A 19,348-nucleotide genomic window follows, 5' to 3' on the forward strand; every position below is an offset into this window, starting at 1 on the left:
GATACGGGCAGTCGCGAAAAACGTTCGGATCGGACGGCAACCGGCAGTCGCGCGACGGGAGTCGCTGTGGTCGTAAACCGGTGCAGGGACGTTCTCCTCAAGAGCGACGTGCATCCACCGTCCAGTCGTGCTGGGCGTACTCGATCGCGACTGATGGGGTGGGAAGCATATCGTACCGGGCGAGAAAGTCCCGGATGCCGTCGAGGCCGCCGAAGTCCCCGCGATACCGTCGAAAGAGGCGAGGGATTGCAACGAGGTCGCGCTCGGGGTCGTACGTCACAGTCTCCGCGAGGAACCACTCGGTGGCGACGTCGAGTTCGTCGTCGACGTCCGGCGGCGAGTAGATCGTTACCGGCGGAGCGTGCTCGCCAGCGCCGGAGAGGGCGAAGTGAACGCGCGGCTCACACGCGGCCAGTCGAAACCGCCGTTCGAAGGACGAAGGAAACAATCGCGGCACGTACCCCCAACCCCATCGCGCCCGGGAGTGGCGAAGCATCCCGTCGCGAACGTCGTTGAGACACAGACTGGTTCCCGCTATCTCGAATCGATCGCGGGAGAAGAACGCCCAGCGATCGAACCGTGAACCGCTCAGTTGCGCGCCGTGGTCTTCGATGAGGAGCTGGACGAACGCGTTGAAGACGTTGAGCCAGAACGCGAGCCGTCGCGGCCGGGTCGAGAGCGACCGCTCTAGCCGGTCGGGATCGAGGCCGGCGAGCTGGGACCGAAGCGCAGTCGATTCGCGGTCCGTCTTCACCGAGTACAGCAGGTCGGCGGAGACGGAGAGCGGATCGAGCTGGGTCGACATTCGGTCGGTGTTCGATGCCAGGCCTATTGAAAGGGGCCTGTGACCGATCTTGACTCTCGCGACCGAACCGAGATAACGGGTCGGCTACTGGACCGGGACAGGTGTATGGGCACCCTACTCTATCAGTCCATGCGGACGGTTCGACTCGCCGATCGATTCACGCGGGCGGGCCACATCGCGATCAGATCAGGCGGGCGGGCACGCATCGCGATCAAATCAGGCGGACGGCACACATCGTGACCGAATTACACGACCGGCTTAGTGAGTGGCCATATTCATCGCACCGTGCCCACCGCTCGTGTCGGCAGACGGCCAGGGGCTGCGTACGGGCGGTGACGACGATCGGCGGTACCATGGGTTTACGCGAGTCGGCGGTGTCGATCATCCGGGTGTTACACGCGTGGACAGAGCGACCGGGACGCTCGTCGCGACCATCGCCGTACTCGCCTTCCTCTCCGTGTTGCTCCTCCTGCCGTTCGTCCAGTACGTACTGCTGGCGATTTTGCTCGCGTACGTCCTCAGACCGCTTCAGGGACCACTGGAACGGCGAACGACACCCGGCATCGCGGCATTCGCCCTGACGATCCTCGCCGTCGCGGTGTTCGTCGTCCCGATTTCAGTGATCGCCGCGCTCGTCGCGGAGGACGCCGTCGCGTTCGCGAGCGACGTCGACCCCAGCGCCGACCAGTTACGGGAAGTCGAACGGCTGATCGCCGACTGGACGGGGTACCAGGTGGACCTCGCTGCGCTGGCCGGCGAAATTGCCGAACGGATCGGCGATGTCCTCCTCGGACAGACGACCAAGATCTTCGCCCAGATCACCCACACCCTGATCGGCCTCGGCACGGCGCTGTTCGTGCTGTACTACTTCCTCAAAGACGGACACCGACTCGTCGCCTGGCTTCGAGAGATGACGCCGCTGCCACCCGACCTGCAGGATCGGTTCTTCGAACGGATCGATGCCGTGATGCGGGCCGTGCTGGTGGGCCACGTCTTCATCGCGTTCGTCCAGGGGCTCCTCGCCGGCATCGGCCTCGCCCTGACCGGCGTCCCGAACGCCGCCTTCTGGACGTTCGTCATGATGCTCCTCGCACTGGTCCCCCTCGTCGGTGCCTTCATGGTCTGGGGGCCGGCCGTGGTCTACCTGTACGCCATCGGCGACACCTACCTCGCGGGGGCGCTCTTCCTCTACAGCGCCATCATCGTGAGCGTCTCCGACGACTACCTTCGGCCGGTCGTCGTCGACCGCTACGCGCGCATCAATCCGGCCGTCATCATCCTCGGCGTGCTCGGCGGCGCCTACGCGTTCGGGATCATGGGGCTGTTCTACGGCCCCGTCGTGCTGGGTGCGCTGCTCGCCGCCGTCGAGGTGCTGGACGAGTACTGGGATCGGCAGGCGAGCCCGTTCGAGACGCCGTAACAAGGAACCCGTCTCGTGAACCCAGCCGCGAGGAGCGTCGTGCGAGCAAGCGGAAACGTCGGGCTTTTGGCCCGCCGGCCCCCAGTCCCCCACGAACATGGCCCGGTACCACATCGAGACGTACGGCTGTACGTCCAACCGCGGGGAGAGCCGCCAGATCGAGCGGCGACTCCGCGACGCAGGCCACCACCGGGTCGACGGCGTCGACGAGGCGGACGTAGCCATCCTCAACACCTGCACGGTCGTCGAGAAGACCGAGCGGAACATGCTCCGGCGAGCCGAAGAACTGGCCGACGAGACGGCCGATCTCTACGTCACCGGATGCATGGCGCTCGCCCAGGGTGAAGCGTTCGTAAACGCCGGCGTGGATGCGGACGTTCTCCACTGGGACGAGGTCCCCGAGGCCGTCACCAACGGCGAGTGCCCGACGACCACCCCAGATGCCGAGCCCATCCTGGACGGTGTCGTCGGCATCCTGCCGATCGCCCGCGGCTGTATGTCAGACTGCTCGTACTGCATCACCAAGCACGCCACCGGCAAGATCGACTCGCCGTCCATCGAGGAAAACGTCGAGAAAGCCCGCGCACTGATCCACGCCGGCGCGAAGGAACTGCGCATCACCGGCCAGGACACCGGCGTCTACGGCTGGGACGACGGCGAACGCAAGCTCCACCGCCTCCTCGATCGGATCTGCGACATCGAGGGCGACTTCCGAGTCCGGGTCGGGATGGCCAACCCGAAGGGGGTCCACGGCATCCGCGAAGAACTCGCCAGCGTCTTCGCCGACAACGAGGAACTGTACGACTTCCTACACGCGCCCGTCCAGTCGGGCTCGGACGACGTCCTCGGCGACATGCGCCGACAGCACCAGGTTTCGGAGTACGTCGAGGTGGTCGAAACGTTCGACGACGCGCTTCCGTACTGGACGCTCTCGACGGACTTCATCGTCGGCTTCCCCACCGAGACCGACCACGACCACGCCCAGTCGATGGCGCTGCTTCGAGAGACCCGCCCGGAGAAGATCAACGTCACGCGCTTCTCGAAGCGCCCGGGAACCGACGCCGCCGACATGAAGGGCCTCGGTGGGACCATCAAGAAGGAACGCTCGTCGGAGATGAGCGAGGTCAAGCGAGAGCTCGTCCGCGAGGCATACGCCGATATGGTGGGCGAAACGCGCGAGGACGTCCTCGTCGTCGAGGAAGGAACCGGCGACTCGGTGAAGTGTCGCGACTCGGCGTATCGTCAACTTATCGTCCGGTCGGCGAGCGAGTACGGGCTCGAACCCGGCGACTTCGTCGATCTCGAAGTGACGGCCAACGAGACGATGTACGCGTTCGCCGAGCCACTGTAGCGACGCCCGCCCCCAATTTCCCTCTGGCCGACTCGGCCGACCCACTGTCCCACCGGTTTTACTGAGGGACGCTATTCACTGAGTGGCACTATTCTCCGAGTGTCGTCACCGACGACTACCACTCGAATTCGACCGCCCGACCTTCCCCCGGGACCGTCGCGTCGTCGAAATTCGCGAAGGCGTCGTGAAGTGCGTCGTAGGTGTCCTCGATCGCCTGGACGATGACCTTGGTGTCGCTGATGACGGGCATGAAGTTGGTGTCGCCGCCCCAGCGCGGGACGACGTGCGTGTGGACGTGATCGTCGATGGAACCCCCGGCGGCGTTGCCCAGGTTCAACCCGGCGTTGTAGCCGTCGACGCCGAGTGCCGCGTCGAGTGCCTCGAACGTTCGCTGTTTCAAACGCGCGTGATCCAGTAGCGTCTCGTCGTCGAGCGCCGCGTACTCGCCCGTGTGCGTCCGCGGGATGACCATCACGTGGCCCGGGTTGTACGGATAGTTGTTCATGAGGACGAAACTGCGTGGGCTTCGAGCCACGACGTAGTTGTCGCGGTCGGTCGTCTCTTCCAGCAGTCGACAGAAGACACACCCCTCGTCGTCCCCGCTTCGATCGCGATCGACCCACTCGATGCGCCACGGCGCGAACACCTGCTCCATACCGCTCTCTCGGCGACCCGGGGCTAAAGTTCCCCTGTCCACCGTCGGGCCCCACGCCCCGGTGTGGGCCACCACTATCAGGTCGTCCTAGATGACGGCCGGCCGCTGGCGCCACGGCGCACCCGATGCGGTTGGTCGCTAGTGTCACGACGTACCCAGTGAGTGTTGGCCGCTGGCTTTACGATAATACCAACTGGCAAAACTGTAATTACACCCACACCACGCGAATTTTACGGCCTTAGATCAATTGGTGAACGATATTGGACTGCCTGAGAAGTTATTCGATCGGTGCCGACGCCGTCCAGTGGTTTTGCGAATCAGTCCTCGAAATCAAACGCGGTTTTATACACTATGTACGAAGAGTATCATCGTGATGGCAACGACTGACAACAATTTCAGCGGGCTTACCGAGCACTGCGAGGACTGCGAACTCGATACCCTCCATGATGTCTCTGTCCAAATTCGAACCGAGAGCAGAAAGGAGGAGAACGCGCAGTTCTCGCGTGAGCCCTACCGGGTGACGGAGTGCCAGCGCTGTGGCGCTCGCAAGAGCCAGCGCATGAACAACGCCTGACCCGAGCGAGCGAAGCGCAGCGAGACCGGGCGATCTCGACCACCCATCGGTTAGGTGTCGGTGGTCTCCCCTTCGTACCCAACGACGGTGAACAGGGTACCGAGCAACCGCACGACTGAGGGTGGACAGGCGAGCAACGCTACGATGGGGAGCACGGCTGGGACGCACCCCCACGAGGGCGAAACGTGGTTACTCCGTCGTCACTTCACAGCCGTCCGGTGTCACGATGATCGTGTGTTCTTTCTGGCTGACCAGACAGCCGTCGTCCTCTTTGAGAACGGGATAGCCGTGGACGATGTCGTTTCGCTTCAGTCGCCGGAGCGCCATCTCGGCCCGGCCAGTGTCGAGCCACCGGGTCGCGAACGGCAGCGTCCGAAACTCCTCGGTGATCTGGTCTAACGCCTGTCTGGCCTGCCGATTCCGAATCGTCCCCTCGCGTTCGAGCGAGAAGATCTCCTCGGAGGCGCCCTCGGTGACCTTACCGCCGCCGTCGGTCGCGAACGGTTCGATCGCGACGACGTCACCGACTTCGAGAGTCGTCCCCTGCGAGACTGCCCGGTTGGGAATCGTCGGACTGGTGTGTTGTTCCCAGTGACCCAGGCCGTGACCGGTCAGGTTGACGACCGGGTTGAACCCGTAGTCGTCGATGACCGACTCGATCTCGGCACCGATCTCGCCCGTCTCCACGCCGGGTTCGATCATGTCGAGCGCAGCATCGAGCGCCGCCGCCGGCGCCTCGGCGAGGTCGTCGTGGCCGGAGAGATCGACCGTGATCGCCGTGTCGGCCAGCCAGCCGTCGACGTGAACGCCGATGTCCAGATTGATCATCTCCTCCCCGAACGTGGTCTCGTCGTCGATGCTCGGCGTCGCGTGCGCGGCCTCCTCGTCGATCGAGATGTTGACCGGGAACGCGGGTTGCCCACCGAGTTCTCGAATCCGCTCCTCGGCGTACTCGGCGACCTCGAGGTGCGAAACGCCCACCTCGACGCGATCGGCCGTCTCCTCGCGCACCTGCGCCAGGATCTCGCCCGCCTCGCGATGCTTTGCGTACTGCTCGGCCTCGAGATCGACTTCGGAATCAGCCATGGGTGGCGTTTGGTGGGTCGACAAAAAGAGATTGCGTCTCCGCCGGTCGAACCTGGTGTCACGACATAGAGACACCCGCCGGACCAGCTATATACCGGTATAGAGACCACTGAACGATACTGTCGCCACCCCACCGCTCAGTATCAATCATATAAAGCGTAATACAGGTATGTGGCGGAAATTCCATCGTGCTGCGTACCGCCTCGTCCGGAGACACAGCCGTCCCGTTCGTCGAACACTGGATCGAGCCTGCAGCCTGGGACAACGTGTACGTGATCGGAGACGTCCACGGCTGTCGAGGCGCGCTCGACGAGCTGCTCGCCACGATCGGTGTCGACGATGACGACCTCGTCCTGTTCGTCGGCGACCTCATTCGAAAAGGACCCGACGGCGGGAGCGTCGTTCGATTCGTCCGACGACACGAGAATATGCTCGCCGTCAGAGGAAACAACGAGCAGAAACTGCTCGACGAGGAGATTACCTGTCCCTCCGTTGGCCCATCGGACCGGGCGTACCTTCGGACGCTCCCCGACGCGATCCGCTGGGACGGCGGACTGGTCGTTCACGGCGGCCTCGATCCCGAGCGTGAGGTCTACGCACACACGCGCGAAGAGCTACAGACGATGCGCTCACCGACCGGTGACGGCTACGACGGGCCGTTCTGGTTCGAACGCTACGACGGCCCACCGCGCGTCTTCTTCGGCCACACCGTGCTCTCCGCCCCGATCGAGGACGAGTGGATCGTCGGACTCGATACCGGCTGTGTCTACGGTGGGCAACTCACCGCCTACGACCTCACGAGCGAGCGGTTCGTCACGGTCGATGGCCAGCCCCACCAGGAGCGAGCGTCGGCAAAGATCGTGTCTCACTGGGGGCCGCGGTGAGGTGAAGGGAATGGAGGGTGGTGATCAGGCAAACCCCGTAGACGAAGGAGAATCGAGTCACGACCGGACGACGGTCGCCGGGTCCGGAGACGGTGAGACAGCCGACTCGTCTGCGGGCGGGTCCGACGAGACAGGCACGAAAACTGGGGTGAAGCCGACAGACGGAGAACCTGCATCGCAATCGGCCGTCCCACAGGGCGATGGGGCGAGGACGGACACATCTGCGGATGCAGACACTGACAGGAACACGATCACGTTTCGATCCATGGCCGAGGACGGTTCAGCACGTCTCAGCACCGTCGAGCGAGCGACTGACGAGCGACTCGACGACGGCGACATCGATCTGACCGATCCCGCGCTCTATCTCGACCGCGAGCAAAGCGAACTCGCCTTCCAGCGTCGTGTCCTCGCCGAAGCGCGCGACGAGACGAATCCGCTGCTCGAACGTGTTCGGTTCCTGGCCATCCTGACGGCCAATCTCGACGAGTTCGTCCGGAAACGGATCGGCGGTCTCGATCGGCGCGCCCGAACGGGATCGGACGAACGATCCCCGGCTGGCCGAACGACCGACCAGCGACTCACGGACGCGCTCTCCGAAGCGGGCGACATCCTGACCGCCCAGGCACGCTGTTACAGTGAGGAGATTCGTCCGGCACTGGCGGCCAACGGTATCGACATCGTCGACTACGAAGCCCTCTCACCGGCCGCAACGGACGCGGCTCGATCGACGTTCGAGGAGTCGATCCTCCCAACCCTGACCCCGCTGACCTTCGACCCGGCCCACCCGTTCCCGTTCATCTCGAACCAGAGCCTCTCGCTGGCCGTCCTCACGAGACGTGAGTGTGACGACGGCGTCACGTTCTCGCGCATCAAGATCCCGCGCAATCGCGAGCGCTTCGTGTCGGTCGACTCCGAATCGACGTTCGTGCGCCTCGAAGACGTCGTCCGATCGAATCTCGACCTGCTGTTCCCCGACGTCGAGATCGTCGATACGGCGCTGTTCCGCGTGACGAGAAACGCCGAGGTGAGTCGCGCTGAGGAGGCAGACGACATGATCGAAGCGACCGAATCCATCCTCGACCGGCGACGGTTCGGGAACGTCGTCCGCCTCGAGATCGAACCCGATGCGCCCGCGGAGATCGTCGACATCCTCACGCGGGAGCTCGACCTGACGGATCGACAGGTGTTCTCCCTCCCCGGCCCGCTCGAGTACCGCGACTTCCACCGGATCGCGTCGCTCGACCGGCCCGACCTCTCCGGACCGGACTGGATCCCCCAGCCCCACCCCCGTCTGGCAGTTGCCGCTCGCGACGAAAGCCGGACGATCTTCGACGCGATCCGGGCAAATGACGTCCTCCTCCACCATCCCTACCACTCGTTCGAGAAGACGGTCTGTCAGTTCCTCGAACAGGCGGCGAGAGATCCCGACGTGCTCGCGATCAAGGCCGCGATCTATCGAACGGCGAGCGATTCGCGGGTCATCGAGAGTCTCCTCACGGCCGCACGAAACGGCAAACAGGTCGCGGTGATGGTCGAACTCGCCGCCAGGTTCGACGAGCAGAACAATCTCGAATGGGTCGAGCGACTCGAGGCGGAGGGGATCCACGTCGCCTACGGCACCATCGGGTACAAGACCCACAGCAAGGCCGCCCTCGTCGTTCGCGACGAGGACGACGGAGTCGGACTCTACTCCCACATCGGGACCGGTAACTACCACTCAGAGACCGCGAAGGGATACGAGGATCTCGGATTGCTGACCGCCGATCCGGCGGTCGGCCGCGACCTTGTCCGACTCTTCAACTACTACACCGGACAGACGTTACACGACGACTACGAGGCGTTGCTGGTCGCTCCGGTCGAATTACGAGACCGCCTTCGGGCGGTGATTCGGGCGGAGGCCGAACGCGCACGAGCCGGCGAGACAGCGCGGCTGATCGTCAAGGTGAACCGACTTGAAGATCCGACGCTGATTCGAGAACTGTACCGGGCGTCGATGGCCGGCGTCGAGATCGATTGCCTGGTTCGGGGAATTTGTCGACTTCGTCCCGGCATCGACGGGATCAGCGAGACGATCACCGTCCACAGCATCGTCGGTCGATTCCTCGAACACTCGCGAATCGTCTACGCACGCGACGGGGGATCTGGACGGTATTACGTCGGCTCGGCCGACTGGATGCAGCGCAACCTTGACGACCGCATCGAGACGCTCGTCCCGATCGAGGCCCGCCCGCTGCGTGACCGGCTCGACGCGATCCTCGAGACGCTGCTCGCAGACGAACGCAATCGGTGGGTGATGCGAAGCGACGGTTCGTACGCACCCGTTCCCGCAAGCGACGATCCAGTCGATGCGCACGCAGCCTTCATGGAGCACGCCAGACGCGACGCCAAGAGGCTCGACGGGAACCCCGTCGATAGCTGATCACTGGGTCAACAACTGATCGGTGAGTCGACGACTGATCGGAGGACGGGGCAGGGCCAGCAGTCCGTCTCCTCAGTCCCAAGCCACGGCCGTCTGCATCCCCTCACTGTTGAACGCCGAGCCGACGGTTCCGTCCGCGTCGATGGCGATGACGCCGGCGTTTGCGCCGGTGAGTTCGCCGAACTCCTCCATCGCGAGCGTCGTCGCCGCATCGGCGTCGAGCCCGCGTTCGACGTGGCGGGCGACTCGTCGCGAGAGCGTGACCCGGGCGATGTCCTCCCCGGCGCCCGTGGCGCTGACTCCTGCCGCCGGACAGCAGTAGAAGCCGGAGCCGACCTGCGGAACGTCGCCGACGCGGCCCGCGAACGCGAGCCACCGACCACCCGTCGAGGTCGCCGCCGCGATCCGGTCACCGTCGCGGGCGACGACACCGACGGTGTCGTGGTCGTGCTCGTCGTCGACACCCGGCGTCCGGGAGCCGTCGGCCGTCGTGGACGAGTCGGTCGATGTGGCCGACGTGTTCGCCGCCGAGTCATCCGTCTCCGCATCGCGACCGTCCGGATCCGACCGGCCGTACTTGTCCGCGATCCAGTCCAGGTGCTCGCGCGGACCGCCATCCGGGGCGTCGAGTGCCGCCCACTTCTCGCGGGTGCGTTCTGACCAGAGGTCGACGCCGGTCTCGACGTCGAACGCCTCGGCCAGCGAGACGGCGTGCTCGCCGGCGATGAACCCGTGTGGCGTCTCTTCCATGACGAGTCTGGCGACGCTGACAGCGTGTTCGACGCCGGGCATGGAACACGCGGCGCCGACGGCCCGGTCGTCGGTCATGACGCCCGCGTCGGTTCTGACGACGCCATCCGACTGGACGGCACCGCCGACTCCAGCGTTGAACCGCGGTGACGATTCGAGCACCCTGATGGCCGCCTCGACCGCGTCGAGTGGCGTCTCGGCTGCCACCCCGGTCTCGGCGGCGTCGTCGAGGACCGCCTGTCTCGGTTCCGGTTCTTCCGGCCGGCTCCCTGCACCCCCGTGGACGATGACCTGCATGCCCGGAGACTGCCACCGCGACGGAATAATCGTCCCGGTCTCCCTACAGCGTGGCCACGACTTCCGACAGTTGACGGCGCTGGTGGGAAGGCGCGAGGCGATCGGTGGGATTTTGCCGGTCGTCGCACAAGGGACGGATCGACTGACCAGTGAATCAGGACGACGGGTCGGTGAGTGAATGGATCGCGTGGCTTCGCGCACACGAGCGAACGCTCTGGGTGATCGCGATCCTCTTCTACGGCGTCGGCGATACGATCACGACTGGGCTCGGGCTCTGGGGCACCGAGGCGATGGAGATCGGACCGATCGTGGCACCGCTGGTCGACTGGCACGGGCCGGTCGGCCTCCTCGTCGTGAAGGTGACGACGCTGTCGGGGTTTTACGTCCTCTGGCACGTGATGTCGACGCCAAAGCGGGTCGCAATCCCGTTCGCACTGGCGTTCGTCGGCACAGTCGTAACCGGCTGGAACGTCGCGATCGTGTCCACCGGGTTCGGCACGTGAGCCGGCAAAACGTGCGGAGTTTTTCGGGATAGGTGCGCGATCCCGCGGGGAAATGGATGCGCTTTTAGGCGCGGTGACGGGAGATACGGACGAGATGAGTTACGACAAGATCGAGGTCCCCGAGGATGGGACGAAGATCACGCTGAAAGAAGGGACCGAGGACGAACTCGAGGTACCCGACGACCCGATCATCCCGATCATCTACGGCGACGGCGTCGGCAAGGACGTCGGCCCGGCCGCCCAGCAGGTGTTAGAGGCCGCCGCGGAGGCGACCGGCCGCGAGATCAACTGGATGCGCCTCTTCGCCGGCGAGTCCGCCCGCGAGCGCTACGACGAGAACCTCCCCGAGGAGACCGTCCAGGCCATCAAGGACCACCGCGTCGCGATCAAAGGACCCCTCACGACGCCCGTCGGCGCCGGCTTCCGCTCGCTGAACGTCGCACTGCGAAAGAAGCTCGACCTCTACGCGAACGTCCGCCCGACCTACTACATGGACGGCGTCCCCTCGCCCGTCAAAGAGCCCGAGCAGATGGACATGATCACCTTCCGTGAGAACACGGAGGACGTCTACGCGGGCATCGAATGGGAGGAAGGCACCGACGAAGTCGAACAGGTCAAGGAGTTCGTCGAGGACGAAATGGGCGCCACGGGTGTCATCCACGACGGCCCCGTCGGCATCGGCGTCAAGCCGATCACGGAGTTCGGGACGAAGCGACTCGTTCGCCGTGCCATCGACTACGCCTTAGAACACGACCGCGATTCGGTCACGCTGGTCCACAAGGGCAACATCATGAAGTTCACCGAGGGCCAGTTCCGCGACTGGGGCTACGAGGTCGCCGAGGAGGAGTACGGCGACGAAGTCATCACTGAGGACACCCTCTGGGAGGAGCGAGACGGCGAGCAGCCCGACGACGCCGTCGTCGTCAACGACCGCATCGCCGACAACATGCTCCAGCAGCTCCTGACCCGCACGGACAACTACGACGTCGTCGCGACGATGAACTTAAACGGCGACTACATGTCCGACGCCGCCGGCGCCCAAATCGGTGGGCTCGGTATCGCGCCCGGCGCCAACTTCGGCGACGGCCGCCTGCTCGCCGAACCCGTCCACGGCTCCGCGCCCAAGTACGAGGGCCAGGACAAGGTCAACCCGACCGCCATCATCCTCTCGGGCCGCATGATGCTCGAGTACATCGGCTGGACCGACGCCGCAGACCTCGTTCGTGACGCCGTCGAGGAGACCATCTCCTCGGGCAAGGTCACCTACGACTTAGAACGTAACCTCGAAGACGCCGAGAAGCTCGCCACCAGCGAGTTCGCCGAGGAAGTCGTCGCGAACATCGAGAAGCTCGCATAAGAGCCACTCGCGCAGTCAGAACGCCTGGCGTTCTGATAATATCGAGACGCTCGCGTACCCGCGATTCGACGCCGGGGAAATTTTTCTGTGGCCGGCATACCGACTCGACACGGCGACAGGTGCGTTCGTGTCGACGGGAATCGGAGGCGTCACTCGACCATCGCCATCACGGGAGGAGTCAGTCAGTCATCGCCGTCGTAGCCAGGACGACGGACGCACAGACAGCCGACATAGATTCGCAGGAACATCGAGGAAACAGCGACGCACTGCGAGGAAATCTCGATTCGTGCCGCTTCCTGAGAACCGATCGATTGGGACGGGCTGTCACCAATCGAGTGTCACGCGGTGGGAACGGCCCTGTACTCATTTGACACTGTTCGACATCGATTCCACCATGCCCGAAGAAGTACTGTTCAAGACTGAGGAAGTCCGGTCACGAACCGAAATCGCCGACGCACTCGTCGAGGCGGCCGAACAGATCGAAGACGGGACGGTCAAGCTCGACAGTCCGACCGACGACTACCGGGCCGAGGTGCCGTACGAGGCTCGGTTCGAGGTCGAACTCGAGCGGCTCACCGATTCAGAAACCGGCGAACAGCGCTACGAACTGGAGTACGAGATTCGCTGGACCGAGTGACGACCGGGACGAATCAGACAGTCGTCGGGCCTACAGGTCGGCCTTCTCGAACCGATAGTAGCCGATCGCGACCGGGACGACGACCCAGACCAGCAGTAGCAGGGCGCCGAACCACTCCTGCAGGAAGAACGGGGTGTCGCCGGCGACGCGGTCGGCCGGCGCCGCGAACGTCGGATCGAGGTTGAAGCGGAACATGACCGGGAACACCTGGCCCTCGACCAGCGTCGAGGCCGCGTACGCGAACGACTGGAGCGGGTTCAATTGCTGGGCAAAGAGATACCAGGTCGCTGGATACTCGGTCGGGAACCCGTCGTGGGCGAAGTAGTAGACGCCGGCGGTGAGCAGTTCCCAGAACGCGAAGAAGATCATGAACGTGCCGACGGTGAGCGCCATCGCACGGCCGCGAGAGGCGACGCCGGCGGAGACGCCGACCGCGAGGCCGACGAACGCGACGCCGTACAGGACCGACAGTGCACCCAACGACGCCAGATCGACGATCGGTGCGCCGCCGAAGAGGACGATACTCAGGACCAGCGCGACCACGAACGAGAGGACGACTGCGAGACCGATCACCGCGGCTCGGCCGAGCAGTTTGCCAAAGACCACGTCGGCCCGGTTCGGCGGAAGACCGAGCAAGAGTTTCAGGCTCCCCGACCGGCGTTCGCCGACGATGGCCATGTAGCCGCCGATGAGGGCGGCGATCGGAACCAGCACCCCGAGCGGGATCGCGAGGAAGCCGAGCATTTCGCCGGCCGCGATGTCCTCGCCGGTCGCCCAGACGATGATGTAGCCGAGCGCTGAGAGGCCAACGAGTAGGCCGATGATCGACCACAGCAGTTTCGAACGGCCGGCATCGGCGAAGTCCTTCTTCGCCACGGTGAGCGTGTGACCCGTCATTCGTCACCTCCGGCGTTCGCCACCCTTCGATCCGGCGCCGACTCGACGTCACCGGCGAGCGTCGTAGCCGCGGCCTCGTCACCTTCGATCAGCGTCGTGAACATCGATTCGAGCGACGTCTCCTCGATCCGGAGATCGGTGAGTTCGACGCCGGCGTCGGCGACCGTCGTGACGACGAGCGGTTTCGCCGCGGGTCGCTCGACGAACGCCTCGAGTCGGTGTCCGGTCGCCGTGACGTTCGAGACGCCGTCGATCGCGGCCACCGCGTCGACGACACCGTCGAGCGCGCTCGCGGCCGTGATCGTCATCGTCGCGCCACCACCGACAGATTCGCGTAACCCGTCGATCGTATCGAGCGCGATGAGTTCCCCCGCACGGAGGATCCCGACGCGGTCGCAGACCGACTCGACGTGTTCTAAGATGTGACTCGAGAAGAACACGGTCGTCCCGCGTTCGGCCTCCGCCCGGACGAGATCCTGCATCTCGTTGATCCCGGTCGGGTCGAGCCCGGTCGAGGGTTCGTCCATGATGAGCAGGTCCGGGTCCCCTGCGAGGGCCATACCGGTCGCGAGGCGCTGACGCATGCCCTTGGAGTAGCCGCCGGCGGCGCGGTCGCCGTCCTCGGGCGAGAGACCGACGCGCGCCAGGAGGTCGTCCGGCGACTGATCGGCTCCTTTCGTCTGGATCGCGAACTCGATGTGTTTTCGTCCCGTGAGACGATCGTACACCGAGAAACCCTCGGGGAGGATGCCGACCCGCTGGCTGATCTCGTCAGACCCCGTCTGGGCGTCGTATCCCAGAACCGTCGCCGAGCCCGCCGTCGGCCGGGTGAAATCGAGCAACATGTTGATCGTCGTCGACTTCCCTGCGCCATTGGGCCCCAGAAAGCCGAAGACTTCCCCCTCCTCGATCTCGAGGTCGAGCCCGGAGACGGCCGTGAGATCGCCGAATCGTTTCGTCAGTCCGTCGGTTCGTATTGCAGTCATAGCTATCGTTGAGCCTCCCCCACAGTTCTCGTGAGGGTCACAGCGGTGGCTCCAAATAGGTTGTCATTTCGCTGACGCCCTCGTCAGTCACTTGTTTCTAAACGACCACGGCTGTGCGACCGGCGACACAGCTGAAGGGAGGCAACGTATCGCCGCACCAGAAGGAAGATAACGCATCGCCGCACCACGGACGCGACACGCGTTCGGAAAATCGGAACCGTGACCGAGAAATTCAACAGGCATCCGGGAGAACGACCAGATATGTACGCGGTGGTCGGCTGTAGCGAGTGTTCCGCCCTCTGGATCGTCGAGGGACGATCAGAGACGAGCCAGTGTCCGCGCTGTGGCTCTCGCCGGCCGTTCGATGCCCGAAAGAAGTTCGTCGAGACCGAGGACGCCGAACACGCACGCGAGGTGCGCGCGTCGATGCTCGCGAATCGCCAGGACGAGGGCGAGGCATTCGCGAGCGTGGACTCGGTCTCGGAGCTCGAATCACAGGTCGAAGACGGCGTCGTCGACGACGAGACGTACCTCGCAGAATCTGGGCTCGACGTCGACGAAGTGACGGCGGCTGGCGAGCGCGACCCCCGTGGGTCGACCAGCAGTGGAAGTCGCAAGGAGATCGTCGAACGGGCGATCGAGGAACTCGACCGGCCGACCGCCGACGAAGCGATCGCCTACGCCGAGGAACGCGGCGTTCCCTCGTCGTACACCGAACGGGCGCTCGAGAAGCTCGTCCGAACAGGTGACGCCAGCGAGAGTCGTGGGCGGTATCGACTGCTGTAGGCGTAGCGGGCGGCCGTGACGGCTTCTCAGGGTTCGATGATGTCGTCCTCGGTGACCGACGGGACCGCCAGCTCACCGGTCATCGAGACGATTCCGTGTCCACCGACGCGAACGTCGCCGTCGACACGGACCCGGACGCGGCCGGGGCGATCGACGTAGTGGCCCTGTTCCATCACGAGTTCCGTCGGGGCCGACTCGTCGATCGAGACGGCGACGCTCGTATCGCCGCCGGTGCCCGCGGTGACCGTCCCGCCGGTGTCGCCGGAGAAGGCCCCGAATCGACGCAGGTACGCCCCCGCCGCGCCGCTCGCGGTGCCGGTGACGGGATCTTCGGGAACGCCCGCACCCGGCGCGAACATCCGCCCGTGGGCCGTCGAGTCGGCCTCGAGTGCATCGAACGTGAAGAGGTAGATGCCGGTCGCGTCGACCTCGTCCGCCAGCGTCTCGATCTTCGCCATGTCTGGCTCGGCACCGCCGACGTCCTGCAGGTAAGTGATAGGGACGATCAGGAAGGGGAGTCCCGTTGAGGAGACTGCCAGGGGAAGGTCCGCGCCGACACCTTCGAGGGCAGCGACCTCGACGCCGAGCGCCTCGGCGACGCGATCGTAATCGAGATCGACCTCGCGAATCGTCGGGGCGTCCTGAGTCATCCACGCCGTCCCGTCGGATTCGATCTCGACGCCGAGCACCCCAACGTTGGTCTCGATGGTCGCCGTCCCCGGTTCCAATCGGCCGGTTTCGTGTGCCGCGACCAGCGTCCCGATCGTCGCGTGCCCGCAGAGGTCGACCTCCTGGGTCGGCGTGAAGTACTGGAGGCGATAGTCGGCGTCGGCACTCTCACTCGCGAACGCCGTCTCGCTGACCGAGAGTTCGTTCGCGATCGCCTGGCGCTGTTCGTCGACGAGTTCGTCGGCCTCGAAGACGACGCCGGCGGGGTTGCCGGCGAGTGGCTCGTCGGTGAATGCGTCGACGAGCCTGACCGATGCCGTGAGTGCTCCGTTGTTCATGCAGGCCCGAACGGTGTGGGACGGTTTAGTCGTGGCGACAGCGGCCCACCAATTCACTCACGCATCACGGCGAGTGGAGCGGGCAGCGCTGCACCGTTACGATCACTCGTTGGCCGCGGGCGTGTCTGGCGCCGACCGGTCGTCGGCCGTGCGCCCGAGCTCGCTATCGTGCGTGCCGACGGGTGGTCGATTGACCTCCGACGCGCGGGAGTCGTCGAGATCCGTGTCCGCGGTCAGCGCGGCGAGTTCGCCATCCTCCCGGGCGTCCTGGTCGATACGCATCGAACAGAACTCGACGCCACACATCGAGCAGAAGCGAGCGTCGGTGTAGTTGTCGCCGGGGAGGGTCTGGTCGTGATACTCTCGAGCGCGTTCGGGATCGAGTGCGAGAGCGAACTGTTCGGTCCAGTCGAACGCGTAACGAGCCTCCGAGAGGGCGTCGTCCCAGTCGCGGGCGCCGGGGCGACCGTTCGCGACGTCGCCGGCGTGGGCCGCGATCCGGTAGGCCGCGAGTCCCTCGCGAACGTCCTCGCGGTCGGGGAGCCCGAGGTGTTCTTTCGGCGTCACGTAACAGAGCATCGCGGCGCCTTCCTGAGCGGCGATGGCGGCACCGATGGCACTCGTGATGTGGTCGTAGCCAGGGGCGACGTCCGTAACGAGCGGACCGAGCACGTAGAACGGCGCCCCGTCGCAGACGCGTCGCTGACGCTCGACGTTCTCCGCGATGCGATCCATCGGCACGTGGCCGGGCCCCTCGACCATGACCTGTACACCGTGGTCCCAGGCCCGTCGGGTGAGTTCGCCCAGCGTGTCGAGTTCGGCGTACTGCGCCTCGTCACAGGCGTCGGCCACACAACCAGGTCGCAGGCTGTCACCGAGGCTGATAGTGACGTCGTGGGTCGCGAAGAGCTCGCAGATGTCGTCGTAGACGGAAAACAGCGGGTTCTGTTCGCCGTGGGCTTCCATCCACTTGGCCATGATCGAGCCGCCGCGCGAGACGATCCCCGTCTTGCGTCCCTCGGTGAGCGGCAAGTGCTCCGCGAGGATGCCCGCGTGGATCGTCATGTAGTCGACGCCCTGTCGGGCCTGCTTCTCGATGACCGACAGGAGTCGCTCGGGTGTCAGATCTGCCGGATCGCCGGCCTGCTTGACTGCCTCGTAGAGCGGAACGGTTCCCAGCGGAACCGGCGAGCGATCGAGGTGATCCTCGCGGATCGTGTCGAGGTCGGCCCCCGTCCCGAGGTCCATCACCGTATCCGCGCCGTAGTGGACCGCCGTGTGCAGTTTCTCGCGCTCCGCCTCGATGTCGCTGGTCGTCTCACTGTTCCCGATGTTCGCGTTCACCTTCGTCGAGAACGCCTCGCCGATGATCATCGGATCGAGCGCGGTATGTGCGTGATTCGCCGGAATCACTGCCCGGCCCGTTGCGACCGCTTCTCGCACGCGATCGGGCTCACACCCTTCGCGTTCGGCGACGCGTTCCATCTCTGGCGTGATCGTTCCATCCCTGGCTGCCTGGCGTTGGGTACGCGGCATGATCACTAGGTTATACTACTAAGTCATAATACCTGTGGAGCGGTGAAATGAATGGGCCAGTCCACCGGGTCGAGGCAAGAGATCACCACCGAGGCAATGACCCAGGTACCACCCGAAACCTCGGAAAAAGCACTGGGCCAAGAGCCCAACTCGGATCCGGGGTGCCGACTCGAAGCTCGGAGACCAACCCGGACACAGGCGGTCGACTCGGTGGGAGGAAAGTGACCTGACCCTCTCCGACGGCGAGTCACCTTTGGCGATCCAACCCATACGGGCGGTATGACGATCCGGACCGACGACGCCACGGCTGAGTTAGAAGTGACCGCCGACTTCGACGGCGGCTTCAGCTGGATCGCCCACCCCGACGAGCGGATGCAACGAGCGAGTCACGCACTCGTCGTCGACGACGCGATCTGGGTGATCGATCCGGTCGACGGGGATGGACTCGATGAATTGCTCGCCGAGCGCGGGTCCGTCGCGGGCGTCGTCGTCGGGCTCGACCGGCACAAACGCGACGCTGCGGCGATCGCGACGCGCCACGACGTCGCGGTCTGGCTGCCCGACTGGTTCGACGGCGTCGAGTCGGAACTCGATGCTCCGGTCAGACGCTTCGGCGCGGAACTGGCCGACACCGGGATTCGGAGTCAGGTGGTTACGCGCAGCCGGTTCTGGCAGGAGGTCGCGCTCTTCGATCCGGCGACGGAGACGCTGGTCGTCCCGGAGAGCGTCGGGACAGCATCGTACTTCCGAACGGACGCGGAACGGCTCGGCGTCCACCCGGCACGGCGACTCTGGCCGCCACGGAAGCGGCTGTCCGGGTTCGATCCACACCGGGTCCTCGTCGGCCACGGTGCCGGGATCGAGACGGGTGCCGGGGATGCGCTCGACGCTGCGCTCGCCGGGTCGCGGCGACGAAGTCCGACACTGTACGCCTCGATCCTGCGGGCCGCCCTCCCGCTGTAATGGACCGACACGACGGGATTTTGCATCCAGTTACCCACAGAGACGGCCGTGCTCGACTTTCATGCACCGGTCCTGGACGACGGAGAGTCCCGCGTCTTCGGCCCGTTTGGCGGCCTCTGGATCACGTATGCCCAGCTGGGTCCACACCACGCGAACGTCGCCGCGATCGATCGCCTCGTCGACGATTCCCGCAACCTCGTCGCTCGGCCGAAAGATGCAGACGAGCGGAAGTTCGGCGTCGACCGCCGTGAGCGAGTCGGCGGCGTCGCGTCCGAGAACGTCCTGCGCGGTCGGATTGATCGGAACGATCTCGTACCCGTGTCGCTGCAAGTAGGCGGGCACGTCGTGAGCTGCTTTCCCGGGCGTGGTCGAACAGCCGACCACCCCGACGCGCTTGTGGCCGAGAATCTCCCTGAGGGCCGCGTCAGTCTCGAC

At 65.1% G+C, this 19,348-nt stretch carries 19 protein-coding genes; 10 read left to right on the forward strand and 9 right to left on the reverse strand.

What is annotated here, in order from left to right:
- Positions 1–97 precede the first annotated feature (97 nt).
- Positions 98–805 (reverse strand): DUF547 domain-containing protein, encoded by a 708-nt coding sequence (locus C479_RS03765; protein WP_007698061.1) that lies wholly within the window; start codon positions 803–805, stop codon positions 98–100.
- A 400-nt stretch (positions 806–1,205) separates the two neighbouring features.
- Between C479_RS03765 and C479_RS03770 the strand changes: the two genes are divergently transcribed.
- Both C479_RS03770 and C479_RS03775 read left to right on the forward strand, forming a co-directional pair.
- The gene (locus C479_RS03770) at positions 1,206–2,225 is read left to right on the forward strand and encodes an AI-2E family transporter (protein WP_007698063.1); all 1,020 of its coding nucleotides are present in this window, start codon (positions 1,206–1,208) and stop codon (positions 2,223–2,225) included.
- 97 nt (positions 2,226–2,322) lie between these two features.
- A complete protein-coding gene (locus C479_RS03775) occupies positions 2,323–3,576 on the forward strand; it encodes a tRNA (N(6)-L-threonylcarbamoyladenosine(37)-C(2))-methylthiotransferase (RefSeq protein WP_007698065.1) in 1,254 nt (417 codons plus the stop codon).
- A gap of 115 nt (positions 3,577–3,691) precedes the next feature.
- Here the strand turns inward: C479_RS03775 and C479_RS03780 are convergent, their stop codons facing one another.
- Positions 3,692–4,231, reverse strand: a complete 540-nt coding sequence (locus tag C479_RS03780) for an HIT family protein (protein ID WP_007698067.1) — start codon at positions 4,229–4,231, stop codon at positions 3,692–3,694.
- A 373-nt stretch (positions 4,232–4,604) separates the two neighbouring features.
- Here C479_RS03780 and C479_RS03785 point away from each other — a divergent pair, with 373 nt between their 5' ends.
- On the forward strand, positions 4,605–4,805 hold the full coding sequence (locus C479_RS03785; protein WP_007698069.1) for a DUF7835 family putative zinc beta-ribbon protein: 201 nt from the start codon (positions 4,605–4,607) through the stop codon (positions 4,803–4,805).
- A gap of 189 nt (positions 4,806–4,994) precedes the next feature.
- Here C479_RS03785 and map read toward each other — a convergent pair whose 3' ends face one another.
- Entirely contained in the window at positions 4,995–5,891 is an 897-nt protein-coding gene (map, locus tag C479_RS03790; protein WP_007698071.1) for a type II methionyl aminopeptidase, read from the reverse strand.
- A 188-nt stretch (positions 5,892–6,079) separates the two neighbouring features.
- Between map and C479_RS03795 the strand changes: the two genes are divergently transcribed.
- Both C479_RS03795 and ppk1 read left to right on the forward strand, forming a co-directional pair.
- On the forward strand, positions 6,080–6,775 hold the full coding sequence (locus tag C479_RS03795) for a metallophosphoesterase family protein (protein ID WP_007698072.1): 696 nt from the start codon (positions 6,080–6,082) through the stop codon (positions 6,773–6,775).
- Positions 6,776–6,785: 10 nt separating this feature from the next.
- Positions 6,786–9,194, forward strand: a complete 2,409-nt coding sequence (gene ppk1, locus C479_RS03800) for a polyphosphate kinase 1 (RefSeq protein ID WP_007698076.1) — start codon at positions 6,786–6,788, stop codon at positions 9,192–9,194.
- Between the two features lie 72 nt (positions 9,195–9,266).
- Here ppk1 and C479_RS03805 read toward each other — a convergent pair whose 3' ends face one another.
- Positions 9,267–10,241: an isoaspartyl peptidase/L-asparaginase gene (locus C479_RS03805; RefSeq protein ID WP_007698085.1), complete on the reverse strand. Its 975-nt coding sequence runs from the start codon at positions 10,239–10,241 to the stop codon at positions 9,267–9,269.
- Positions 10,242–10,390: 149 nt separating this feature from the next.
- Between C479_RS03805 and C479_RS03810 the strand changes: the two genes are divergently transcribed.
- From C479_RS03810 to C479_RS03820, 3 genes are all read left to right on the forward strand, one after another.
- On the forward strand, positions 10,391–10,744 hold the full coding sequence (locus C479_RS03810; RefSeq protein ID WP_007698088.1) for a hypothetical protein: 354 nt from the start codon (positions 10,391–10,393) through the stop codon (positions 10,742–10,744).
- 94 nt (positions 10,745–10,838) lie between these two features.
- On the forward strand, positions 10,839–12,101 hold the full coding sequence (gene icd, locus C479_RS03815; protein ID WP_007698090.1) for an isocitrate dehydrogenase (NADP(+)): 1,263 nt from the start codon (positions 10,839–10,841) through the stop codon (positions 12,099–12,101).
- A 394-nt stretch (positions 12,102–12,495) separates the two neighbouring features.
- Complete coding sequence (locus C479_RS03820) at positions 12,496–12,738, forward strand: amphi-Trp domain-containing protein (protein ID WP_007698092.1); 243 nt, start codon at positions 12,496–12,498, stop codon at positions 12,736–12,738.
- Between the two features lie 30 nt (positions 12,739–12,768).
- Here the strand turns inward: C479_RS03820 and C479_RS03825 are convergent, their stop codons facing one another.
- Positions 12,769–13,635 carry an ABC transporter permease gene (locus C479_RS03825; RefSeq protein ID WP_007698095.1) on the reverse strand — a complete coding sequence of 289 codons (867 nt, stop codon included), beginning with the start codon at positions 13,633–13,635 and terminating at the stop codon, positions 12,769–12,771.
- Positions 13,632–14,621 carry an ABC transporter ATP-binding protein gene (locus tag C479_RS03830; protein WP_007698098.1) on the reverse strand — a complete coding sequence of 330 codons (990 nt, stop codon included), beginning with the start codon at positions 14,619–14,621 and terminating at the stop codon, positions 13,632–13,634. Before C479_RS03830 ends, C479_RS03825 begins: the two co-directional genes overlap by 4 nt.
- A 261-nt stretch (positions 14,622–14,882) precedes the next feature.
- Here C479_RS03830 and C479_RS03835 point away from each other — a divergent pair, with 261 nt between their 5' ends.
- Positions 14,883–15,407 (forward strand): DUF5817 domain-containing protein, encoded by a 525-nt coding sequence (locus C479_RS03835; RefSeq protein WP_007698101.1) that lies wholly within the window; start codon positions 14,883–14,885, stop codon positions 15,405–15,407.
- Positions 15,408–15,433: 26 nt separating this feature from the next.
- Here the strand turns inward: C479_RS03835 and C479_RS03840 are convergent, their stop codons facing one another.
- A complete protein-coding gene (locus C479_RS03840; RefSeq protein ID WP_007698104.1) occupies positions 15,434–16,414 on the reverse strand; it encodes a PhzF family phenazine biosynthesis protein in 981 nt (326 codons plus the stop codon).
- Between the two features lie 102 nt (positions 16,415–16,516).
- Positions 16,517–17,950, reverse strand: coding sequence for a phosphomethylpyrimidine synthase ThiC (gene thiC / locus C479_RS03845; RefSeq protein ID WP_049907061.1), 1,434 nt, complete (start codon positions 17,948–17,950; stop codon positions 16,517–16,519).
- 279 nt (positions 17,951–18,229) lie between these two features.
- On the opposite strand from thiC, the gene C479_RS03850 reads away from it, so the two are divergent.
- Positions 18,230–18,913, forward strand: a complete 684-nt coding sequence (locus C479_RS03850) for a hypothetical protein (protein ID WP_007698117.1) — start codon at positions 18,230–18,232, stop codon at positions 18,911–18,913.
- 30 nt (positions 18,914–18,943) lie between these two features.
- On the opposite strand, the gene C479_RS03855 is transcribed toward C479_RS03850, so the two are convergent.
- Positions 18,944–19,348 (reverse strand): CoA-binding protein (locus tag C479_RS03855; RefSeq protein ID WP_007698118.1); only part of this gene is annotated, 405 nt, incomplete at its 5' end.

This window comes from Halovivax asiaticus JCM 14624 (assembly GCF_000337515.1).
Lineage (GTDB): Archaea > Halobacteriota > Halobacteria > Halobacteriales > Natrialbaceae > Halovivax > Halovivax asiaticus.